17 protein-coding genes are annotated in these 19,331 nt (G+C 62.4%); 16 read left to right on the top strand and 1 reads right to left on the bottom strand.

What is annotated here, in order from left to right; translation table 11 throughout:
- Positions 1-169 precede the first annotated feature (169 nt).
- Complete coding sequence (locus MQW23_RS16290) at positions 170-1,054, bottom strand: LysR family transcriptional regulator (protein ID WP_252109261.1); 885 nt, start codon at positions 1,052-1,054, stop codon at positions 170-172.
- A gap of 198 nt (positions 1,055-1,252) precedes the next feature.
- Here MQW23_RS16290 and leuC point away from each other — a divergent pair, with 198 nt between their 5' ends.
- From leuC to MQW23_RS16210, 16 genes are all read left to right on the top strand, one after another.
- Positions 1,253-2,722, top strand: a complete 1,470-nt coding sequence (leuC, locus tag MQW23_RS16285; protein WP_252109260.1) for a 3-isopropylmalate dehydratase large subunit — start codon at positions 1,253-1,255, stop codon at positions 2,720-2,722.
- A gap of 3 nt (positions 2,723-2,725) precedes the next feature.
- Complete coding sequence (gene leuD / locus MQW23_RS16280) at positions 2,726-3,373, top strand: 3-isopropylmalate dehydratase small subunit (RefSeq protein WP_252109259.1); 648 nt, start codon at positions 2,726-2,728, stop codon at positions 3,371-3,373.
- A 107-nt stretch (positions 3,374-3,480) separates the two neighbouring features.
- Entirely contained in the window at positions 3,481-4,563 is a 1,083-nt protein-coding gene (gene leuB / locus MQW23_RS16275) for a 3-isopropylmalate dehydrogenase (protein ID WP_252109258.1), read from the top strand.
- A 101-nt stretch (positions 4,564-4,664) separates the two neighbouring features.
- Positions 4,665-5,777, top strand: a complete 1,113-nt coding sequence (asd, locus tag MQW23_RS16270; RefSeq protein ID WP_252109257.1) for an aspartate-semialdehyde dehydrogenase — start codon at positions 4,665-4,667, stop codon at positions 5,775-5,777.
- Between the two features lie 175 nt (positions 5,778-5,952).
- Positions 5,953-8,109 carry a FimV/HubP family polar landmark protein gene (locus MQW23_RS16265; RefSeq protein WP_252109256.1) on the top strand — a complete coding sequence of 719 codons (2,157 nt, stop codon included), beginning with the start codon at positions 5,953-5,955 and terminating at the stop codon, positions 8,107-8,109.
- Between the two features lie 33 nt (positions 8,110-8,142).
- On the top strand, positions 8,143-9,084 hold the full coding sequence (gene truA / locus MQW23_RS16260) for a tRNA pseudouridine(38-40) synthase TruA (protein WP_252109255.1): 942 nt from the start codon (positions 8,143-8,145) through the stop codon (positions 9,082-9,084).
- Positions 9,085-9,156: 72 nt separating this feature from the next.
- Positions 9,157-9,786, top strand: coding sequence for a phosphoribosylanthranilate isomerase (locus MQW23_RS16255; protein ID WP_252109254.1), 630 nt, complete (start codon positions 9,157-9,159; stop codon positions 9,784-9,786).
- A 145-nt stretch (positions 9,787-9,931) separates the two neighbouring features.
- On the top strand, positions 9,932-11,119 hold the full coding sequence (gene trpB, locus MQW23_RS16250) for a tryptophan synthase subunit beta (protein WP_252109418.1): 1,188 nt from the start codon (positions 9,932-9,934) through the stop codon (positions 11,117-11,119).
- 8 nt (positions 11,120-11,127) lie between these two features.
- The gene (gene trpA, locus MQW23_RS16245) at positions 11,128-11,931 is read left to right on the top strand and encodes a tryptophan synthase subunit alpha (protein WP_252109253.1); all 804 of its coding nucleotides are present in this window, start codon (positions 11,128-11,130) and stop codon (positions 11,929-11,931) included.
- A 99-nt stretch (positions 11,932-12,030) separates the two neighbouring features.
- Positions 12,031-13,026, top strand: coding sequence for an acetyl-CoA carboxylase, carboxyltransferase subunit beta (gene accD / locus MQW23_RS16240; RefSeq protein WP_252109252.1), 996 nt, complete (start codon positions 12,031-12,033; stop codon positions 13,024-13,026).
- Positions 13,019-14,308: a bifunctional tetrahydrofolate synthase/dihydrofolate synthase gene (gene folC, locus MQW23_RS16235; RefSeq protein WP_252109251.1), complete on the top strand. Its 1,290-nt coding sequence runs from the start codon at positions 13,019-13,021 to the stop codon at positions 14,306-14,308. The genes accD and folC overlap by 8 nt, the downstream gene beginning before the upstream one ends.
- A 58-nt stretch (positions 14,309-14,366) precedes the next feature.
- Positions 14,367-15,038 carry an SPOR domain-containing protein gene (locus MQW23_RS16230; RefSeq protein WP_252109250.1) on the top strand — a complete coding sequence of 224 codons (672 nt, stop codon included), beginning with the start codon at positions 14,367-14,369 and terminating at the stop codon, positions 15,036-15,038.
- A gap of 2 nt (positions 15,039-15,040) precedes the next feature.
- Positions 15,041-15,631: a CvpA family protein gene (locus MQW23_RS16225; protein WP_252109249.1), complete on the top strand. Its 591-nt coding sequence runs from the start codon at positions 15,041-15,043 to the stop codon at positions 15,629-15,631.
- Between the two features lie 99 nt (positions 15,632-15,730).
- Positions 15,731-17,251, top strand: a complete 1,521-nt coding sequence (gene purF, locus MQW23_RS16220; protein ID WP_252109248.1) for an amidophosphoribosyltransferase — start codon at positions 15,731-15,733, stop codon at positions 17,249-17,251.
- A gap of 28 nt (positions 17,252-17,279) precedes the next feature.
- A complete protein-coding gene (locus tag MQW23_RS16215; RefSeq protein WP_252109247.1) occupies positions 17,280-18,488 on the top strand; it encodes an O-succinylhomoserine sulfhydrylase in 1,209 nt (402 codons plus the stop codon).
- Between the two features lie 265 nt (positions 18,489-18,753).
- Positions 18,754-19,311 carry a cytochrome b gene (locus tag MQW23_RS16210; RefSeq protein ID WP_252109246.1) on the top strand — a complete coding sequence of 186 codons (558 nt, stop codon included), beginning with the start codon at positions 18,754-18,756 and terminating at the stop codon, positions 19,309-19,311.
- Positions 19,312-19,331: the final 20 nt, after the last annotated feature.

The raw sequence follows: 19,331 nt of genomic DNA, 5'->3' as shown, positions 1-19,331 counted from the left end.
GCTAAAGTGATCACATTTGTGTAAGTAAATGTAACTTTTAGTGTATAGGAGTTTACAAACAGTGAAATAAGAAAAAAAGATGAACGGCGTGATGGGTGGTGTCGTACTTGTCGAAATTTAATCTAATTCTTTTGCAAGAATGCATTGTGTTTATAGAGTACGAAGGTTTTCATTTCTTTTTTCGATAGTTTGTTATCAGGGCTTCGATCATTTGTCTCGCCGCATTGGAGAGCGTTCGGTCGGTATGAACCAAATAGCCCAGAGGACGCTCGATAAGCGGCGTTTGGACGTTTAGTTCTACGAGACTGTCGTCGAGCATTTTTTCTGGCAGTACGCTCCATCCAAGACCGACACTGCACATCATTTTGAGCGTCTCTAGATAGTTAGTCGCCATTCCAACGGACAGCGTAAGACCCGCGCCGATAAAGCGCGTTTCGATCAGCGTATGGGTGAAGGTTTTGAGCCCGGGCATGACGCAGGTAAAGGTGCTGAGCGTGTCGAGGGTGAGCGGCGTTTTCTGGCGCGCAAGCGGATGATCCGGCGCGCAGACGAAGCAAAGTCTGTCACGCCAGAGTTCGACTGTTTCGAGACGTTCAATCGGTGTCGGTGCCAGAGTGACCACGGCGATTTCGAGCGTGCCATCGATGACGCCCTGGTAGGCGAGCTCCGAGTCCTGAAAGCGAAGGTCCAGCGCCACGTCCGGGTGGCACTCGGTGTAGTGCTTCAAAATCGGTGGCAGACGATGAAGCCCGATGTGGTGGCTCGTGCCGAGCGTCAGCGTCCCGCCGACCTGCCCGGAAAGATTGGCCAGCGCCCGGCGACTATCCTCGACCGATTGCATGATATGCAGCGCGCGAGGGCGCAGCAGACGGCCCGCCTCGGTCAGCGAGATGCGCCGGCCGATGCGATCGAAAAGCCGCGCGCCCACTTGAGTCTCGAGCGTGGCGATGCGCTTGCTGATGGCCGGCTGGGTCAGATGCAGCTGCTCGGCGGCCCGCGAAAAGCTCTGTGTATCGGCCACTGCGATAAAGGCCTGCAGACTTTGAGTATCCATGGCGTTCTCACTCGCTGAGCTATTATTCCTATATGGAATTCATTGCATAAATAACATGAATTGCTTTTATGTGCGAGGCGCGTAACACTGGTGCTATTCATAACGATCAAAGCCATAACGGCTTAAGCCATAACGCCCGAAGAGGCGGCTTGAAAGAGCACCGGACCGAACCAGCAGGGCACCGCCCGGGAGAGCAGCATGTCAGATCAACACGCCACGTCAGGTCAAACCCTTTACGACAAACTCTGGAACCAGCATCTGGTCAAGCAGCGCGATGACGGTACCGCGCTCATTTACATCGACCGCCAGCTACTCCATGAAGTGACCTCGCCCCAGGCCTTCGAAGGCCTGCGCCTGGCCAAGCGCCGTCCTTGGCGATTGGACGCCAATTTGGCGACGCCGGATCACAACGTGCCGACCACGCTCAAGGAGCGCGCCGCCGGCAACAGCGGCATCGAGGACCCGGTGTCGCTGATCCAGGTACAGACACTCGATGACAACTGCGGCGAGTACGGCATCGAAGAGTTCAAGATCAACGACCCGCGCCAGGGCATCGTCCACGTGGTGGGTCCGGAGCAGGGCGCCACGCTTCCCGGCATGACCGTGGTATGCGGCGACTCCCATACCGCGACCCACGGCGCTTTCGCCGCGCTCGCCCACGGCATCGGCACCTCGGAAGTCGAGCACGTGTTGGCGACCCAGTGTCTGCTGGCGCAAAAAATGAAAAACATGCAGGTGCGCGTGGAAGGCGAGCTTGGCCTTGGCGTGACCGCCAAGGACGTGGTGCTGGCGATCATCGGTGAGATCGGCACCGCCGGCGGCACCGGCTACGCCATCGAGTTCGCCGGCAGCGCCATCGGTTCGCTGTCGATGGAAGGGCGCATGACCGTTTGCAACATGGCGATCGAAGCCGGCGCCCGAGTGGGTCTGATCGGCGTCGACGACACCACCATCGATTATCTGGCCAAGCGCCCCTTCGCCCCGACAGAAGCGCAGTGGGAAGCCGCGGTCGCCGACTGGCGCGCGCTGGTTTCCGATGCCGATGCCGAGTTCGACAAGGTCGTGACCCTCAAAGCCGAGGAGATCGAACCTCAGGTAAGCTGGGGCACGAGCCCTGAAATGGTTACTGGCATCACAGGCCAGGTGCCGGACCCGCTGGCCGCCGGCGATGAGACGCTCAAACGCAGCCACACCCGGGCGCTTGAGTACATGGGCCTGCAGGCGAACCAGAAGATCACCGATATCAAGCTCGACAAGGTGTTCATTGGCTCCTGCACTAACTCGCGCATCGAGGATCTCCGCGAAGCCGCGAAGGTCGCCAAGGGCAAGAAAGTGGCGGACTCGATCAAGCTCGCCATGGTGGTGCCGGGCTCCGGGCTCGTAAAGCGCCAGGCGGAAGCCGAAGGCCTCGACAGGATCTTTATCGACGCGGGCTTCGAGTGGCGTGAGCCCGGCTGCTCGATGTGTCTGGCTATGAACGCCGATAAGCTCGGCGCCGGCGAGCACTGCGCTTCGACGTCCAACCGTAACTTCGAGGGCCGCCAGGGGTACGGCGGGCGCACGCACCTGGTGAGCCCGGCGATGGCCGCCGCCGCCGCGATCGCCGGCCACTTCGTTGACGTACGCACGCTCCCCGCCAATGATGCCAACCACGCTCAGGAGGCCTAAGCCATGAAAAAGTTCGAACGCATCGAGGGCCTGGTGGCACCGCTGGACCGCGCCAACGTCGACACCGACTTGATCATTCCCAAGCAGTTTCTCAAATCCATCAAGCGCACCGGCTTTGGCGTGAATCTGTTCGACGAGCTGCGCTACCTCGACGAGGGCCAGCCCGGCCAGGACTGCTCTCAGCGCCCGCTCAACGACGGCTTCGTGCTCAACCAGCCGCGCTACCAGGGCGCCCAGGTGCTGCTCGCCCGGCGCAACTTCGGCTGCGGCAGCTCCCGCGAGCACGCTCCCTGGGCGCTGGAGGACTTCGGCTTTCGCGTGGTTATCGCACCGAGCTTCGCCGATATCTTCTACAACAACGCGTTCAAGAACGGCATTTTGCTGATCACTCTGCCGGAGGAGCAGGTCGAGCAGCTGTTTCAGGAAGTGGAGGCGCAGGAAGGCTATCGCCTCGACGTGGACCTGGAAAACCAGCGCGTGCTCACCCCCGGCGGCGATACGTTCACCTTCGACGTCGATGCTTTTCGCAAGCACTGCCTGTTAAACGGCCTGGACGATATCGGCATCACGCTCCAGGACGAAGACGCCATTCGCGCCTTCGAGCAAAAGCACAAGGCTGCTCGCCCCTGGCTTTTCCGTCAGTCCGCCTGAAAGCGTTCACCTCGCCGCCAAGCGTCGCAAGATACTCACTAGCGCGTTGCAATGGGGTTGCAACGCGCTGGCAGGCTTAACGCCAAAGAATATGCAAAGGATTTAAAATGACTCAGAAAGTGCTTCTGTTACCCGGCGACGGTATCGGCCCGGAAATTGCTGCCCAGGCGGCGCGCTTGTTAAAAGCCTGTCAGGACGCAGGGCTCGATATCGAGGTCGAAGAGGCGCTGGTAGGTGGCTCGGCGTTCGATGTTCACGGCGAGCCGCTGCCCGCCGAGACTCTCGAGAATGCCAAAGCGGCCAGCGCCATTCTGCTTGGCGCCGTTGGCGGGCCGAAGTGGGACAAGATCGAGGATCTCTCCAAGCGCCCGGAAAAGGGCCTTTTAGGGCTTCGCAAGAACCTCGGGCTTTTCGGCAACCTGCGCCCGGCGCTTTTGTACCCGCAGCTGGCCAGCGCCTCGAGTTTGAAGGCCGAGCTGGTGGCCGGGCTCGACATCATGATCGTGCGCGAGCTCACCGGCGGTATCTACTTCGGCCAGCCTCGCGGTATCGAAGAGCGGAACGGCGAGCGCGTGGGCTTCAACACCTACGTCTATTCGGAAAGCGAGATCGAGCGCATCGGTCGCGTGGCTTTCGAGATGGCCCAAAAGCGTGGCAAGAAACTCTGCTCGGTGGACAAGGCCAACGTGCTGGAAGTCACCATCCTGTGGCGTGAAGTCATGGAGCGCCTGGCGCCGGAGTATCCGGACGTCGAGCTTTCGCACATGTACGTGGATAACGCCGCCATGCAGCTGGTGCGCGCGCCCAAGCAGTTCGACGTGGTGGTTACCGGCAACATGTTCGGCGATATTTTGTCCGACGCCGCGGCCATGCTCACCGGCTCCATCGGCATGCTGCCCTCGGCCTCGCTCAACGAAACCGGCCAGGGTATGTATGAGCCCTGTCACGGCAGCGCCCCTGACATCGCCGGACAGAACATTGCCAACCCGCTGGCGATGATGCTGTCGGTGGCCATGATGCTGCGCTATTCGCTCAACGAAGCCGGTCTTGCCGAGCGCATCGAGACCGCGGTGGGCAACGTGCTCGACCAGGGCCTTCGCACCGCGGATATCGTGCAGGAAGGCGAGGTCAGCGTTTCCACCGTCGAGATGGGTGACGCGGTGATCGAGGCGTTCAACGCGTTGGCCTGAGTGTCGCTGCGTTTTCCCTCGCCGTCGGCCGCTGTACGCAGCGGCCGACGTCTTTTGTTATAGTGGGTGTTACAAGATTCTACTCTACGGGAGATCAAAGCATGTTGAAGGTCGGTTTTGTCGGTTGGCGGGGCATGGTGGGCTCGGTACTCATGAACCGCATGCAGGAAGACGGTGACTTCAACGGCATCGAGCCGGTGTTCTTCACCACGTCTCAAGTCGGCCAGTCAGGCCCCGACATCGGCGTCGACGTGCCCGCGCTTAAGGACGCTTTCGATAAGGAGGCGCTCAAGGCGCTGGACGTGATCATTACCTGCCAGGGCGGCGACTACACCAAAAAGGTGTACGGCGACCTGCGCAAAAGTGGCTGGAACGGCTACTGGATCGACGCCGCAAGCACCCTGCGCATGGAAGACGAAGCGACCATCGTACTCGACCCGGTCAACCGCCGCGTCATCGACGAGCAGCTGGCCAAGGGCGCCAAAACCTTCGTCGGCGGCAACTGTACCGTCAGCCTGATGTTGATGGGCCTCGGCGGGCTTTTCGAGGCCAACATGATCGAGTGGATGACCTCGATGACCTATCAGGCCGCCTCCGGCTCCGGCGCCAAGCACATGCGCGAGCTTCTGAACCAGATGGGCGATCTGCGTGAAAGCGTGGCGTCGGATCTTTCCGATCCGGCCAGCGCCATTCTTGAGATCGACCGCCAGGTGACCGCCAAAATGCGCGGTAGCGACTTCCCCACCGAGAACTTTACCGCGCCGCTCGCCGGCAGCCTTATTCCCTGGATCGACAGCAAGCTCGACAGCGGCCAGAGCCGGGAAGAGTGGAAGGGCTTCGTCGAGACCAACAAGATTCTGGGCCTTGGCGACAACCCGATTCCCATCGACGGACTTTGCGTGCGCATTGGCGCCATGCGCTCGCATAGCCAGGCCTTCACCATCAAGCTCAAGCAGGACGTGCCGCTAGATGAGATCGAGGACCGTATCGCCAAGCACAACGACTGGGTCAAGCTGATTCCCAACGATAAGGAAGCGACCATCGCCGGGCTGACCCCGACTGCGGTAACCGGGACGCTGGACGTACCGGTTGGGCGTCTACGCAAGCTCAACATGGGCGGCGAATACCTCTCCGCCTTTAGCGTGGGCGACCAGCTTCTGTGGGGCGCGGCGGAGCCGCTCAAGCGCATGCTGAAGATTCTGCGCGAGCACTGATCGCTCGCGCATTCATCGTTCGAAAAAGGGAGGCCCAGGCGGCCTCCCTTTTTATTTGCCCCGCTCAAAAACCGCTACACTCGCGTAGGAAGGTCGTACCAACTGAGGTATGGTCATAAAGCATGAAGTGGCGCCCGCGCAGTGGGCGCTGACTAATCAACCTCGAGGGGCCTGGATGAAAAAAACGCTCGCCGGGGGCGTCTGGTGCGCTCTTGCAACGCTCAGCCCAGCCGCGCTTGCCGTAGAGTTCGGGCCGGCCACTACGCTTTCGCCACTACAGGCACCGCTGGATGCTAGGGTCAGCCTTCTGGCTGCGGATAACGTTCGCGTCGAGGATATCAGCGCGGCCGTGGCCGAGCCCGACGCGTTTAGCGCCCTGGGCCTTGCCTGGTCGCCGCTGCTCTCCGGCGTTGACATCGTGCCAGTGCGACAGAACGGACGCACGTTCTTGCGCCTGAGCGGCGCCCGCGCCGTCGATACGCCCTGGCTCGATGTGCTGATTACGCTGACCACCCCGAGCGGTCGCCAGACGCAGATGGTCACGCTGCTGTTCGACCCGGTGGATTATCTGCCCGGCACGACGGACACTCGGCTTGCCGCCACGCCCGCGCCGGTTTCCTCACCTTCGCAACCGGCGCTGGCATCTGCCTTATCATCCAGCGCGCCGCGGCCAGCGCCTACGGCGTCTCAGCCAAACACGCTTTCAACAGCCGGCTCCTATGCCACGGTCGCCCGCGGCGATACGCTGTGGGACATCGCGCTTCGCACCCGTCCGCCCGGCGTCGACGTGCAGCAGATGATCATCGCACTGGCCGACGCCAACCCGGCGGCATTCGAAGATGGCGGCATCGACCGTCTCAGCGTGGGCCAGCGCCTCAAGGTGCCCGGGCGTGAGCAGGCGCTACGCCTGAGCCCGCAGCAGGCGGCGCTTGCCGTCACTGCGCGAAGCGCGGCAACGCCAGCCACCAATATCGAGGCCGACCCGACGGCATCCCGCCCGCAGCTGGCGCAAAACGCCTCGTCTGATGAACCCGCGAACCCCGCCGAGCCCTCACCTGCAGCCGACGCACCGCTGCTGGCAGAAAGCGCCGGAGAGGGCGGCGATGTCGCAGATGAATTGAGCGATGGCGGGGTGGTCGAGGCGCTAGCGCTGATGAACGATCTGGCCATTGAGGCGCCTGAACAAAGCGTCGAGATCACGCCACAAAGTATCGAAGCGGCGCTTGCGATCAGCGGCGAGCCGATTCCCGACGGCCGGGCCTGGGCCAACAGCCCGCTTTCCACCGACGTGCTGGGTCAGGTACTGGCGTCGCTTTCGCCCTTCGCTACGGTCGAGGCCGCCCCGACGGAGAGCGAGTATCGTGCGATGCTCGACGAGCAGGCGCGCCAGGCCGCCGAGATCGAGTCGCTCACGCTTGAAGTGGCCGAGTTACGTCAGGCACTCGACGAGGTACGCGCGCTGGCCGCGACCCCCGCCCAAGCGCCAACGACCCAAACGCTTCCCGTTACGGCGGCGCCCGAGGCGACGGCGCCCAGCACAGCTGGGCCGGGAAGTAGCGCACAAGACGCCTCTCCCGGGCCGCTGGCGCTGTTGCGCGAGCACTGGGTATGGCCGGTGGGGCTTGGGTTGGCGCTGTTGCTGGCCGCAATGGTGATCAGCCGTAAACGCCGCGAGCGCCAGTGGGAGCCCGCCCCGGCCGCCACGCCGCCGCCGCCCGCAAGCTCCAGCACGCCCACGCCGCCCGCTCGAGCCCGCACCAAAGCCGAACCTAGCGCCACGCCTGTCGCACCGGCCAGTGCTAAACCCGTAGAGACGCCCAAAGCACCTGCACCCGAAAGCGAGACCGCTCACACGCCCGAACCGCCCGCCGCGGTGCCGACCGCCCCGGTCGAGGAACCTGCGCCGACAAAAACACCGCTCGAGGAGCAAGAGCGCGCCCCACAGGCAGAAGAAACCCCGACGTTTCACGCCGTAACCGAGGCGCCCGCGCCGCAGACCCTGACGCTCGAGCGCCGCGCCCTGAGCGGCCAGACTCGCGTTCGCCCAGCGGCTGACGAGTGGGAAGAGCGCGAGCCCTTGATGGCGTCGAGCGTTGAGGAGCCTGCCCCCGCCCCGGCAGAGGAAGAACAAGCGCTGTCGCTGGCGTCCCAGAAGCCGGTCCGGCCGTCCAATTACACCATCGACTACCGGCCTGAAAGTCTAGCGGGTAACGATGCGGCACCGTCCATCTCGAGTGACTACTCGCCGCCCGTGATTGATATGCCGGCGTCGAGCCCGGAGTGGGAAATCGAGGAGGTAGCATTTAAACCGCGACGTCGGGATAATGGCTGACCCTTTTCTCTGATTTTCAATACGGCGTGGCTGATGACGCTTTTTTACCATTTCGATGAAACCACGCCGCTCGACGGGCGGCTGGCGCTCGGTATCGAATACGACGGCACGCGCTTTTGCGGCTTTCAACGCTTGAAGCACGCCGCCTCCGTTCAGGCGGCGGTGGAGGAGGCGCTGGCTAAAGTGGCCGGCGCGCCGGTGCAGATTCACGCAAGTGGTCGCACTGACTCCGGCGTCCATGCGACCCGCCAGATCGTTCACTTCGACCCGCCAGCGGCGCGCAGTGAAAAGGCCTGGATCTTTGGCACCAATACCAATTTGCCCAAGGATGTCGCCATTCGCTGGGTCAAACCGGTCGGCGACGATTTCCATTCTCGCTTGGGCGCGCTGGCACGGCGCTACCGCTATGTTTTTTTGAACCAGCCCAGCCGCCCGGTGCTCGAGCGCCATCAGGTCACCTGGTGTCGCGACCCGCTGGATGCGCCCGCCATGCACCGCGCCGCCCAAGCGTTGGTGGGCGAGCACGACTTCTCGAGCTTTCGTGCGGCGGGGTGCCAGTCCAAAACGCCCTGGCGGCAGATGCACTTTTGCGAAGTGAGCCGCCACGGGCAGCTGGTGGTGATCGACATTCAGGGCAACGCCTTTTTGCACCACATGATCCGTAACATCGCCGGCGCTCTGGCAAGCGTGGGGCGCGGCGCGCAGGACGAAAGCTACATCGCGGCGCTGCTGGCAAAGAAAAGCCGCCGGGACGGAGACGTTACCGCGCCGGCCTGCGGGCTTCACTTCGTCGACTCGGTCTTTGACGAGCGCTTCGCGCTTCCCCGGGAGCCGCTAGGCCCCCATCTTCTGGCGTTCACCGGCGAGTGGACCGGTGATCGAACGCTTCCGGAAAATCCGCGCATCGCCGCTCGCCGCAAGCTCTCTTTTGCCAAAAAAACACCTTCGCCTGTCGTTAAGAATCCAGTCGGCTAGAACCCTGCAGGCTGAGCCTTGCCGGCCAACGGCTTTGCAAGGCCGTCAAGCCTCACTACCCGGAGACGCGCCATGCGCACGCGCATCAAGTTTTGTGGAATGACCCGAGAAGCGGATATCGACGCTGCTGTGGGCCTTGGCGTTGACGCGCTGGGGTTTGTCATGTGGCCGGGCAGCAAGCGCGCCGTTTCTACGGAGAATCTCGAAGCGTTGAGCGCCCGAGTGCCGGCCTTCGTGACCCGGATCGGGCTCTTCGTCGACCAGCCGGCCGAGGTCATCGAGCGGTGTCTGCCGTATCTCGATCTTTTGCAGTTTCACGGCAGCGAACCGGCGGCGTTTTGCGAGCAGTTCGGGCGGTCCTGGATCAAGGCGCTGCGCATGCGTGACGACGTGGACCTTCACCGCGCCGCACGAGAGTATTCAGGTGCCCGGGCGCTGCTGCTGGACGCCTACCGCCCCGGCGTTCCCGGCGGAACCGGGGAGACTTTCGACTGGTCCAGAATTCCCGCAGATCTCGAAAAACCTGTTATCCTCGCCGGTGGACTGACCCCGGCTAACGCCTGCGATGCGGTGGCGCGCGTAGCGCCCTTTGCGTTGGATGTTTCCGGCGGAATCGAGGCGACGCCGGGCGTCAAGGACTCGGCCGCAATGAGTGATTTCGTGCGCCAAGTGGCACTCGGCGACGCGAAGAGTTTCCACTGAGTCGAGGCCGTCAGGTTTTATTCACTCAATAACCACGTTCATTTACCGTTTGCCTGCTCGGGCGATCTTGTGAGGTACCTCTGTGACTGTTTCAGCGACTGGTGATACCGAAACTGTGAAGACCCGGTTCAGCGATTTGACCAAAATGCCGGACGCGCGCGGCCACTACGGCCCTTACGGCGGTCGCTTCGTGTCTGAAACCCTGAGCTTCGCTCTGGAAGACCTGGAGAAGATCTACACCAGCCTGCGCGACGACCCGGACTTTCAGGCCGAATTCGATCATGACCTGGCCCACTACGTTGGCCGGCCATCGCCGCTTTATCATGCCAAGCGCTGGTCAGAGTCGCTCGGCGGGGCGCAAATCTGGCTCAAGCGCGAAGATTTGAACCACACCGGCGCGCACAAGGTGAACAACACCATCGGCCAGGCGCTGCTGGCGAAAAAGACCGGCAAACCCCGGGTGATCGCCGAAACCGGCGCCGGCCAGCACGGCGTGGCCACCGCCACGGTCGCGGCGCGGCTAGGGCTCGAGTGCGACGTATACATGGGCGCTCAGGACGTCGAGCGCCAAAAGCTCAACGTTTACCGCATGCACCTGCTCGGCGCGCGGGTCATTCCGGTCGAATCCGGCACCCGCACCCTGAAGGACGCCATGAACGAAGCGCTGCGTGACTGGGTCACCAACGTCGATAACACCTTCTACATCATCGGCACCGTGGCCGGGCCGCACCCGTACCCACAGCTGGTGCGCGATTTCAACGCCGTCACCGGACGCGAGGCACGCAGACAGTCGCTCGAGCAGATCGGCCGACTACCGGATGCGCTCGTCGCCTGCGTCGGCGGTGGCTCCAACGCCATCGGGCTGTTTTACCCGTTTTTGGAAGATGACGACGTCGCCATGTACGGCGTCGAAGCCGGCGGCGACGGCGTCGAAACCGGCCGCCACGCAGCCCCCCTGGCCTCCAATGCCCCACGAGGCGTGCTGCACGGCAACCGCACCTATTTGATGTCGGACGAAGCGGGACAGGTGTCGGACACCCACTCGATCTCCGCCGGACTCGACTACCCGGGCGTGGGCCCGGAGCACTCGCTCTGGAAGGACGCGGGGCGCGTTAACTACGTTGCCGCCAACGATAAAGAGGTGCTCGAGGCGTTTCGCGAGCTGACCCGCATGGAAGGCATCATGCCAGCGCTGGAGTCCGCCCACGCGCTGGCGCACGCCAAGGTGTTGGCGCCGACCATGCGTGCTGACCAGCACATCGTGGTGAACCTTTCGGGTCGTGGCGACAAGGACATCATGACCGTTGCCGACATTGATGGTCTCAAGTTTTAAGGGTAAGCATGAACCGTATCGATCAACGCTTCGACGAACTTAAACGCCAGGGCCGCAAGGCCTTGATCCCCTACATCACCGCCGGCGACCCGGGCCCCGAGCACACCGTGGGCTTCATGCACGCCCTCGTGGAGGCCGGCGCCGATGTGATCGAACTGGGCGTGCCGTTTTCGGACCCCATGGCCGATGGCCCGGTGATTCAAAAGGCCTGCGAGCGCGCGCTCTCCAAAGGCACCCGGTTGGTGGACCTTTTGGACATGGTCGCCGAGTTTCGCCAAACCGACAGCGAAACGCCGGTGGTGCTGATGGGCTACCTGAACCCGATCGAGCGCATTGGCTACGCAAATTTCGCCGACCGGGCGTCAAGCGTGGGCGTTGACGGCGTACTCGTCGTCGACATGCCGCCGGAAGAGGCCGAGGAGTTTGGGCCGCTGTTGAAAGCGCGTGATTTGGCGGCAATTTTCCTGGTTGCACCTACCACTTCCCGTACCCGAGCCGCTACAATATGCGCCCACGGTGAAGGGTACCTTTATTACGTGTCGCTCAAGGGCGTCACCGGCGCCGCCACGCTCAATGCCCAGGACGTGGCCGAGCATCTTGCGCCGCTGCGTGAAATGACAACGCTTCCGCTCTGTGTGGGCTTTGGCATTCGCGACGGCGTTACCGCCGCCGAGGTCTCGAAGGTCGCCGATGGCGTCATCGTCGGCAGCGCGCTTGTGAACCGCATTGCCGAGAACGTCGAGTCGCCGGAAGTGATCGCTGGCGAGCTTAGAAGCGTGCTTGGAGAAATGCGCGCCGCGATGGACGCCTGAATCCCTTCATCGTCTAAACTGTTTTAATGATGCACTTTGATCGACGACACTCACAGCCTGGCGAGGCCGGGCGTTGACGACTACGGAAGCCTTTTTGATATGAGCTGGTTAGACAAAATCGTACCCTCCATGGGCCGTATCCAGCGTAAGGACCGTCGTGCCAGCGTGCCCGACGGTCTTTGGCGTAAATGCCCCAAGTGTGAAGCGGTTCTCTACCTGCCGGAACTGGAAAAACACCAAAACGTTTGCCCCAAGTGCGACCACCACTTGAGGCTGACCGCGCGCAAACGCCTTGACTGGTTTTTGGACAAGCAAGGGCGCGAGGAGATCGCCGCCGATCTCGAACCCGTCGACCGGCTCAAGTTCAAGGACTCCAAAAAGTACAAGGATCGCTTAAGCGCCGCTCAAAAGGAGACCGGCGAGAAGGATGCGCTGATCGCCATGCGCGGTGAGCTTGACGGTCTGCCGATCGTCGCCGTTTCGTTTGAGTTCACCTTCATGGGTGGCTCGATGGGTGCGATCGTGGGTGAGAAATTCGTCCGCGCGGCGACCGTCGCCCTCGACGAGGGGATTCCGCTGGTCTGCTTTGGTGCCTCCGGCGGGGCGCGCATGCAGGAGGCGCTGTTCTCGCTCATGCAGATGGCGAAAACCTCCGCGGCGCTTGAAAAGCTCAAGCAGGCCGGCGTGCCCTATGTCTCCGTGCTGACCGACCCGGTCTTCGGCGGCGTGTCGGCGTCGCTTGCGATGCTTGGGGATCTCAATATCGCCGAGCCCAACGCGCTGATCGGCTTTGCCGGCCCGCGGGTCATCGAGCAGACGGTGCGCGAAACGCTGCCGGAAGGGTTCCAGCGCAGCGAGTTCTTGCTCGAGCATGGCACCGTCGACATGATCGTTCATCGCCACGAAATGCGCGACCGGGTCGGCGGCGTACTACGCAAGCTCACCCACCAGAGCGCGCGCCCTGTAGTACAGGAAAGCGTCGAGATGGCTGAGGTCAAAGAGCCGGTGGTTGACGAAGAGGCGCTGGCAAACGAGGCCGAAGCCAAAACGACCTCGACCGACTCCTCAAGCGATGAAGCCAACCGCAATGCCTGACACGTTAGCCGGCTGGCTCGAACACCTTGAAACCCTGCACCCGTTGGGTATCGACCTGGGGCTTGAGCGCGTCTCGAACGTGGCCGAGCGAATGGGTCTGTTGGAGCGCCCGGTCGCCACTCGTGTAGTCATGGTGGCAGGCACCAACGGCAAGGGCTCGACGCTTGCCATGATGGAAGCGGTAGCCCGTGCTCATGGCTACCGCACCGGCACCTATACCTCGCCACATCTGGTGCGCTATAACGAGCGCGTGACGGTCAACGGTCAGCTTGCAGGTGACGCCGAGCTGATCGAAGGCTTCGAGCGAGTCGAAAAGGCGCGCACCCAGGAGCCGGCGATCAGCCTGACCTATTTCGAGGCGGGAACGCTCTGTGCACTGTGGTGTCTTTCCCAGCAGGCGCTGGACTTGGCGTTTTTGGAAGTGGGATTGGGCGGGCGCTTGGATGCGGTCAATATTTTCGAGCCGGACGTGAGCGTCGTCACGACCGTCGCTCTCGATCACGCCGACTACCTAGGCACCGACATCGAACAGATCGGCCGCGAAAAAGCGGGTATTTTCCGGCCGCTGAAGCCCGCCGTATTAGGCAGCCGGTCGCTGCCGGTAAGCGTTGCGGAGACCGCCATCGAAATGGCCTCGACGCTTCACGCGCTGGGTGTGGCCTTCAAGCATAGCGCCGACGCGAAGGCGAGCAACGACCTGATCACCCGCTGGTGCTGGCACGGTTTGACCGATGAAGGCGATACCGTTTCCCTTGACGCGCTCATCGACCCGGGCCTTCCCATCGACAACGCCGCCACGGCGCTGCAGGCGTTGGCACTGGTCGGCGTGAGCTTCGATACCGCGCTGGTCAATCAGGCGTTTCGCTCGCTGATCGTAGCGGGGCGGATGCAGTGGATCGGGCAGTGGTGCCTGGACGTGGGCCACAACCCCCACGCCGCGCGCTACGTCGCGAGCCGTTTGCCAACGCTTGAAGAGGGCGCTCGCCAGTGGGGGCTAATAGGCATGCTCAAGGACAAGGATGCCGATGGCGTGCTGGAGGCCTTGATGCCGTGTATCAGTGACTGGGTATGCGTAAGCCTTGACGGCGAGCGCGGGCGGCCCGCCGCGGATCTTGCAGAGCGCATTAAAGCGAAGGGCGGGGTGGTTCGCGCCCTGGCCGATTCTCCCGAGCAGGGCGTTGATATCATTGGTGCCGAGTTCGACAGCCGTGATCGCGTCCTCGCCATGGGGTCGTTCAAAACCGTTGCCGCGCTTTTGGAGTACCCGCTGCCGCAGGCCTGACACAGCCAACGCGATACACCTGGCGCTCGAGCCGGCCTCACGCTGTAAGGAGAGGGATATGAAATACGGTAAAGCGGAACGCATTAGCGGAATCGTGATACTCCTGGCGCTGCTGGCGATTTTCGTGCCGTGGCTGATGGGCGACCCGGCTCCTCGTGAGGAGCGCCCTCAGCCGACGTTCGTCATCGAACAGCCCGAGAGCGTGGCGCGTCGTGACGTTCCCGAGCCTCAGGCACCGGCAAGCGTCGAGGCGCTGGCCAACGGTGAGTCGGCCCAGGGCGCCGGCGGCCAGGAGGGCGTCGACGCCGTGCCGGCCGAGCCTCGTGCGCCGCTTACCGATCGCGTCGCCGCCGCTCAGAGCGGCTCCAACGCCTCAGAAGCGCCAAGAGAGGCGCCGGGCCAGGCGGACCCGATCGCCGAGATCGTGGCGGCCAACACGGCAACGTCGAACACGTCATCGAGCGCGAACCAAACATCTTCGGCCCCCACGACCGCCGCGCAAGGCGAGTGGGCGGTTCAGGTGGGCAGTTTCGGCGATATCTCCAACGCCGAGCGCCTTTCCGAGCAGCTTTCGAATCAGGGCTTCAGCGCATTTCGTCGCGCGCGGGACAACAACCTCACCTCGGTCTATGTCGGCCCTTACGCCACCTCGGAAGAGGGCGAGTCGGCGATGACGCTGATCAAACAGCGTGCCAACGTTCAGGGGCTGCTGGTGCGGGTTAGAGATTGACGATGGCGCTAACGTGGCTCGACGCGCTGTTCTTGGCCGTGATGGCGCTGTCCATGATGATGGGGTTTTTGCGTGGCTTCGTCCGTGAAGCGCTGGGGCTGAGCGCCTGGATCGTGGCGCTCATGGTGGCTCGGGTGCTCGCCGACCCGGTCGCCGAGCTCTTGAGCGGCATGATCGACAGCTACGATGCGCGCTTGGTGGTGGCCTTTGCGCTAGTGATCTTTGCGGTGATTCTTCTTTGCGGCATCGTGATTCGGCTGGTACACGCCGCGGTCGTCTGGGTCGGTATGGGGCTTTTGAACCGCTTCGCCGGCGCCGCCTTCGGCTTGGCTCGCGGCGTGGTGGTGCTTCTTATCGCTACGGTGGTGATCACGCTTACGCCGCTTTCGGATCTCAATGCCTGGCAGCAGGCGAGCCTTCGTCCCACCTTCATCGAACTAAGAGACTGGGCCGTCAGCCAGCTTAATCAATGGGAGCGCGAGCTCCCCCGAGCGCCCGAATCGCTTCGCGATATCAGCCTGCCCGAGCTTCGCTCGATCCGGCCGTCGGACGACTCCTCGAGTGCGCCTTTGCCCTCCTCGAACGCGCGTTGACGCGGCGGGGGAAAAGGGATGGCGGACAAGTAACATTCAGGTTTGAACACGCTCGAGCTTGCCTTCGGGTAAGCCTCAGCACAAAGAGAGGTAACGGGAATGTGCGGTATTGTGGGCCTTCTGGCCGGGCAAGCGGTGAATCAGGGCATTTACGATGCGCTGACCGTACTTCAGCACCGAGGGCAGGACGCCGCGGGCATGATGACGTGGAGCGAGGGACGCTTTCTACTGCGCAAGAGCAACGGCCTGGTGCGCGATGTCTTCCACACCCGCCACATGGCGCGCTTGAAAGGCCATCTGGGTATCGGTCACGTGCGCTACCCCACGGCGGGCTCCTCGAGCGAAGCCGAATCCCAGCCGTTTTACGTCAACTCGCCCTACGGCATTGCGCTGGCGCACAACGGTAACCTGACCAACTCCGAGCAGTTGAAGCAGGAGCTTTTTTCGACCGACCTTCGCCACATCAATACGAGTTCCGACTCGGAAGTGCTGCTCAACGTGTTTGCCCATGAGCTTGGCAAGCAGGGCCTGCATTTGACCGCCGAGGACATTTTCGATGCGGTGCGCCGGGTGCATCGTCGCTGCAAGGGCGGCTACGCGGCGGTGGCGATCATCAACGGCTTCGGTATGGTCGCGTTTCGCGACCCGCACGGCATTCGCCCGGTGGTGTTCGGCACCCGTAAGGAGGGCGGCACTCAAGAGGTCATGATCGCTTCTGAATCCGTAGCGCTGGACGTCGGCGGCTTCGAGCTCGAGCGTGACCTGGGGCCTGGCGAGGCGATCTTCGTCGACATGCAGGGCAACTACCACACCCAGGTATGCGCGGACCGCCCCGAGCTTTACTCCTGCATTTTCGAGCACGTTTACCTTGCACGCCCGGACTCGCTGCTCGACGGCGCCTACGTTTACGGCACACGCATGCAGATGGGCCGCAAGCTGGGTGATCGCATTCTCAACGAGTGGCCGGATCACGATATCGACGTGGTCATCCCGATTCCGGATACCTCGCGCACCTCGGCGCTGGAGATGGCGCAGCACTTGGGCGTGACCTATCGCGAAGGGTTTATGAAGAACCGCTACATCGGGCGGACCTTCATCATGCCGGGCCAGACCCAGCGCAAAAAGTCCGTGCGGCAAAAGCTCAACGCGATCGACGTCGAGTTTCGCGGCAAGAACGTGCTGCTGGTGGACGACTCCATCGTGCGTGGTACGACCTGTAAGCAGATCATCCAGATGGCTCGTGACGCCGGCGCGCGCAACGTTTATTTCGCCTCCGCCGCGCCGCCGGTTCGCTACCCGAACGTCTACGGCATCGACATGCCGGTCGCCTCGGAGCTGATCGCTCACGGGCGAACGGAAGCGGAAGTGGGCGAACTGATCGGCGCCGATCGCATCTTCTACCAGGATCTTGACGACCTGAAAGAGGCGTGCCGCGAAGTGAACCCCGATATGAAAGAGTTCGACTGCTCGGTCTTCGACGGACAGTACGTGACCGGCGATATCGACGAGGCGTACCTGGCCGTACTGGAAACCAACCGCAACGACGCCGCCAAGGATCAAAGCGCCGGCGATCACGCGCTGGTCGACATGCACAACCAGGACGACGATCTGGACGACTAACACGCCCACGGAGTGCAAAGGTAGCCTTATGCAGGACGATTTCGATCATTCAAACGATGTGCCAGAGTACGCGCTGGACACGCTGGCCATTCGCGCCGGCCACCACCGCACCTTCGAGCAGGAGCACTCCGAGCCGATCTTTCCGACCTCGAGCTTCGTCTACGAAAGCGCCGCCGAGGCGGCGCGCAAGTTCGGCGGCAAGGAATCCGGCAACGTCTATTCCCGCTTTACCAATCCGACGGTGCATACTTTCGAGCGTCGCCTGGCCGCACTCGAAGGCGCCGAGCGCTGTGTAGCGACCAGCTCCGGCATGGCGGCAATTCTCTCGACGGCGCTGGCGCTGCTCTCCCAGGGTGATGAAATCGTCGCCTCGCGCTCGCTGTTTGGCTCCACGGTCAGCCTGTTCGACAAGTATCTAGGCAAGTTCGGTATTACCACGCGTTACGTCGAGCTGTCCGATCTCGACGCCTGGGAACGTGCGATTACCCCGGCCACCAAGCTGCTGTTTGCCGAAACGCCCTCGAACCCGCTGTCCGAGGTGGCGGATATCGCGGCACTTTCGAAGCTCGCTAAAGAGCACGGTGCTCTGCTCGCCATCGATAACTGCTTTTTGACCCCGGCGCTTCAGCAGCCCATCGCTTTGGGGGCGGATCTCGTGATCCACTCGGCGACCAAGTACCTTGACGGGCAGGGGCGCGCGATTGGCGGCGCCGTGGTCGGGCGCTTTGATCTGCTCGAAGAAGTGTTCGGCGTGGTGCGCACCTGCGGGCCTTGCCTGAGCCCCTTCAATGCCTGGATTTTCACCAAGGGGCTCGAAACGCTGTCGCTGCGCATGAAGGCTCACAGTGAAAATGCCTTAGCGCTGGCCAGGTGGCTCGCTGAGCACCGGGCGGTCGAGCGCGTGCACTACAGCGGCCTTGAGCACCACGCCCAGCACGCGCTTGCTAAAAAGCAGCAGCGCGGTTTTGGCGCCGTGCTGGGGGTCGAGGTCATCAACGGTCAGCAGGGCGCCTGGCAGGTGATCGACGCCACTCGACTGTTGTCGATTACCGGCAACCTGGGCGATGTCAAAACCACCATTACCCACCCGGGTACGACCACCCACGGCCGGCTGTCTGATGCCCAGCGCGAGGCGGCGGGGATTGCACCGGGGCTCATCCGCATCGCGGTGGGGCTGGAGGACCAGCAGGATATCCGTACTGACCTTGCACGTGGGCTCGATGCGCTGGCAGGCTAATGCCAAAGCACTTTCTGGCTTCTTCAAACCCCGCTCCGGCGGGGTTTTTTATGCTTGAGCGACGTGATTAAACGTTGTTGTTCGAAAATATTGGCGCCTATTTAAATGTTAGCGTGGTAATAAACGGTTTTTACGAACGAACTGTCTCGCTTTTTTCAGCGGTGCTCCAACCGGTAAACCGTTATGCTCTGCACACTTTCCAAATCAAAACCTTATCTACCGCTTAGGCGATAAAAGACGGTAGCTCTTCATCGGGGATTAGGGCATGTGGCGCAATACGAGAAGCGGTTGGGGGCTTGTCAGCATTTCGTTTCATTGGCTCAGCGCCTTGGCCGTGATCGGTCTTTTTATACTAGGCTGGTGGATGACCGGCCTTGGCTACTACGACCCCTGGTACAACCAGGGGCCCTGGGTACACCGCTCGATCGGTATCCTGCTGTTAATGGTCACCACCGCGCGTATTGTCTGGAGGCTTGTGCAACCTACTCCAAAGGGTGAGGGCAGCCGATTCGAGCGTCTTGCCGCCCATGTAGGGCATATCGGTCTGTACGTGCTGCTGCTTCTGGTCATGTTGAGCGGCTATCTGATTTCGACGGCGAACGGGCGAGGCGTAAGCGTCTTCGACTGGTTCGAGATGCCGGCGGTGCTTTCGAATCTTCCCAATCAGGCGTCCATAGCTGGCGACATTCACTGGTACAGCGCGGTGACGCTCATCGTCATTGCCGCAGGCCACGAGCTGGCCGCGCTCAAACATCACTTCGTCAGCCGTCACGCGACGCTTTCGCGGATGCTCAGCCCGGCTTATAGCCGCCGACGCGCTTAACGATTTCACCCGGGTCGCCC

Source organism: Halomonas sp. S3-1-1 (assembly GCF_023757625.1).
In the GTDB taxonomy this organism is placed as follows: domain Bacteria; phylum Pseudomonadota; class Gammaproteobacteria; order Pseudomonadales; family Halomonadaceae; genus Vreelandella.
This window is presented reverse-complemented; position numbering and strand designations above follow the sequence as displayed.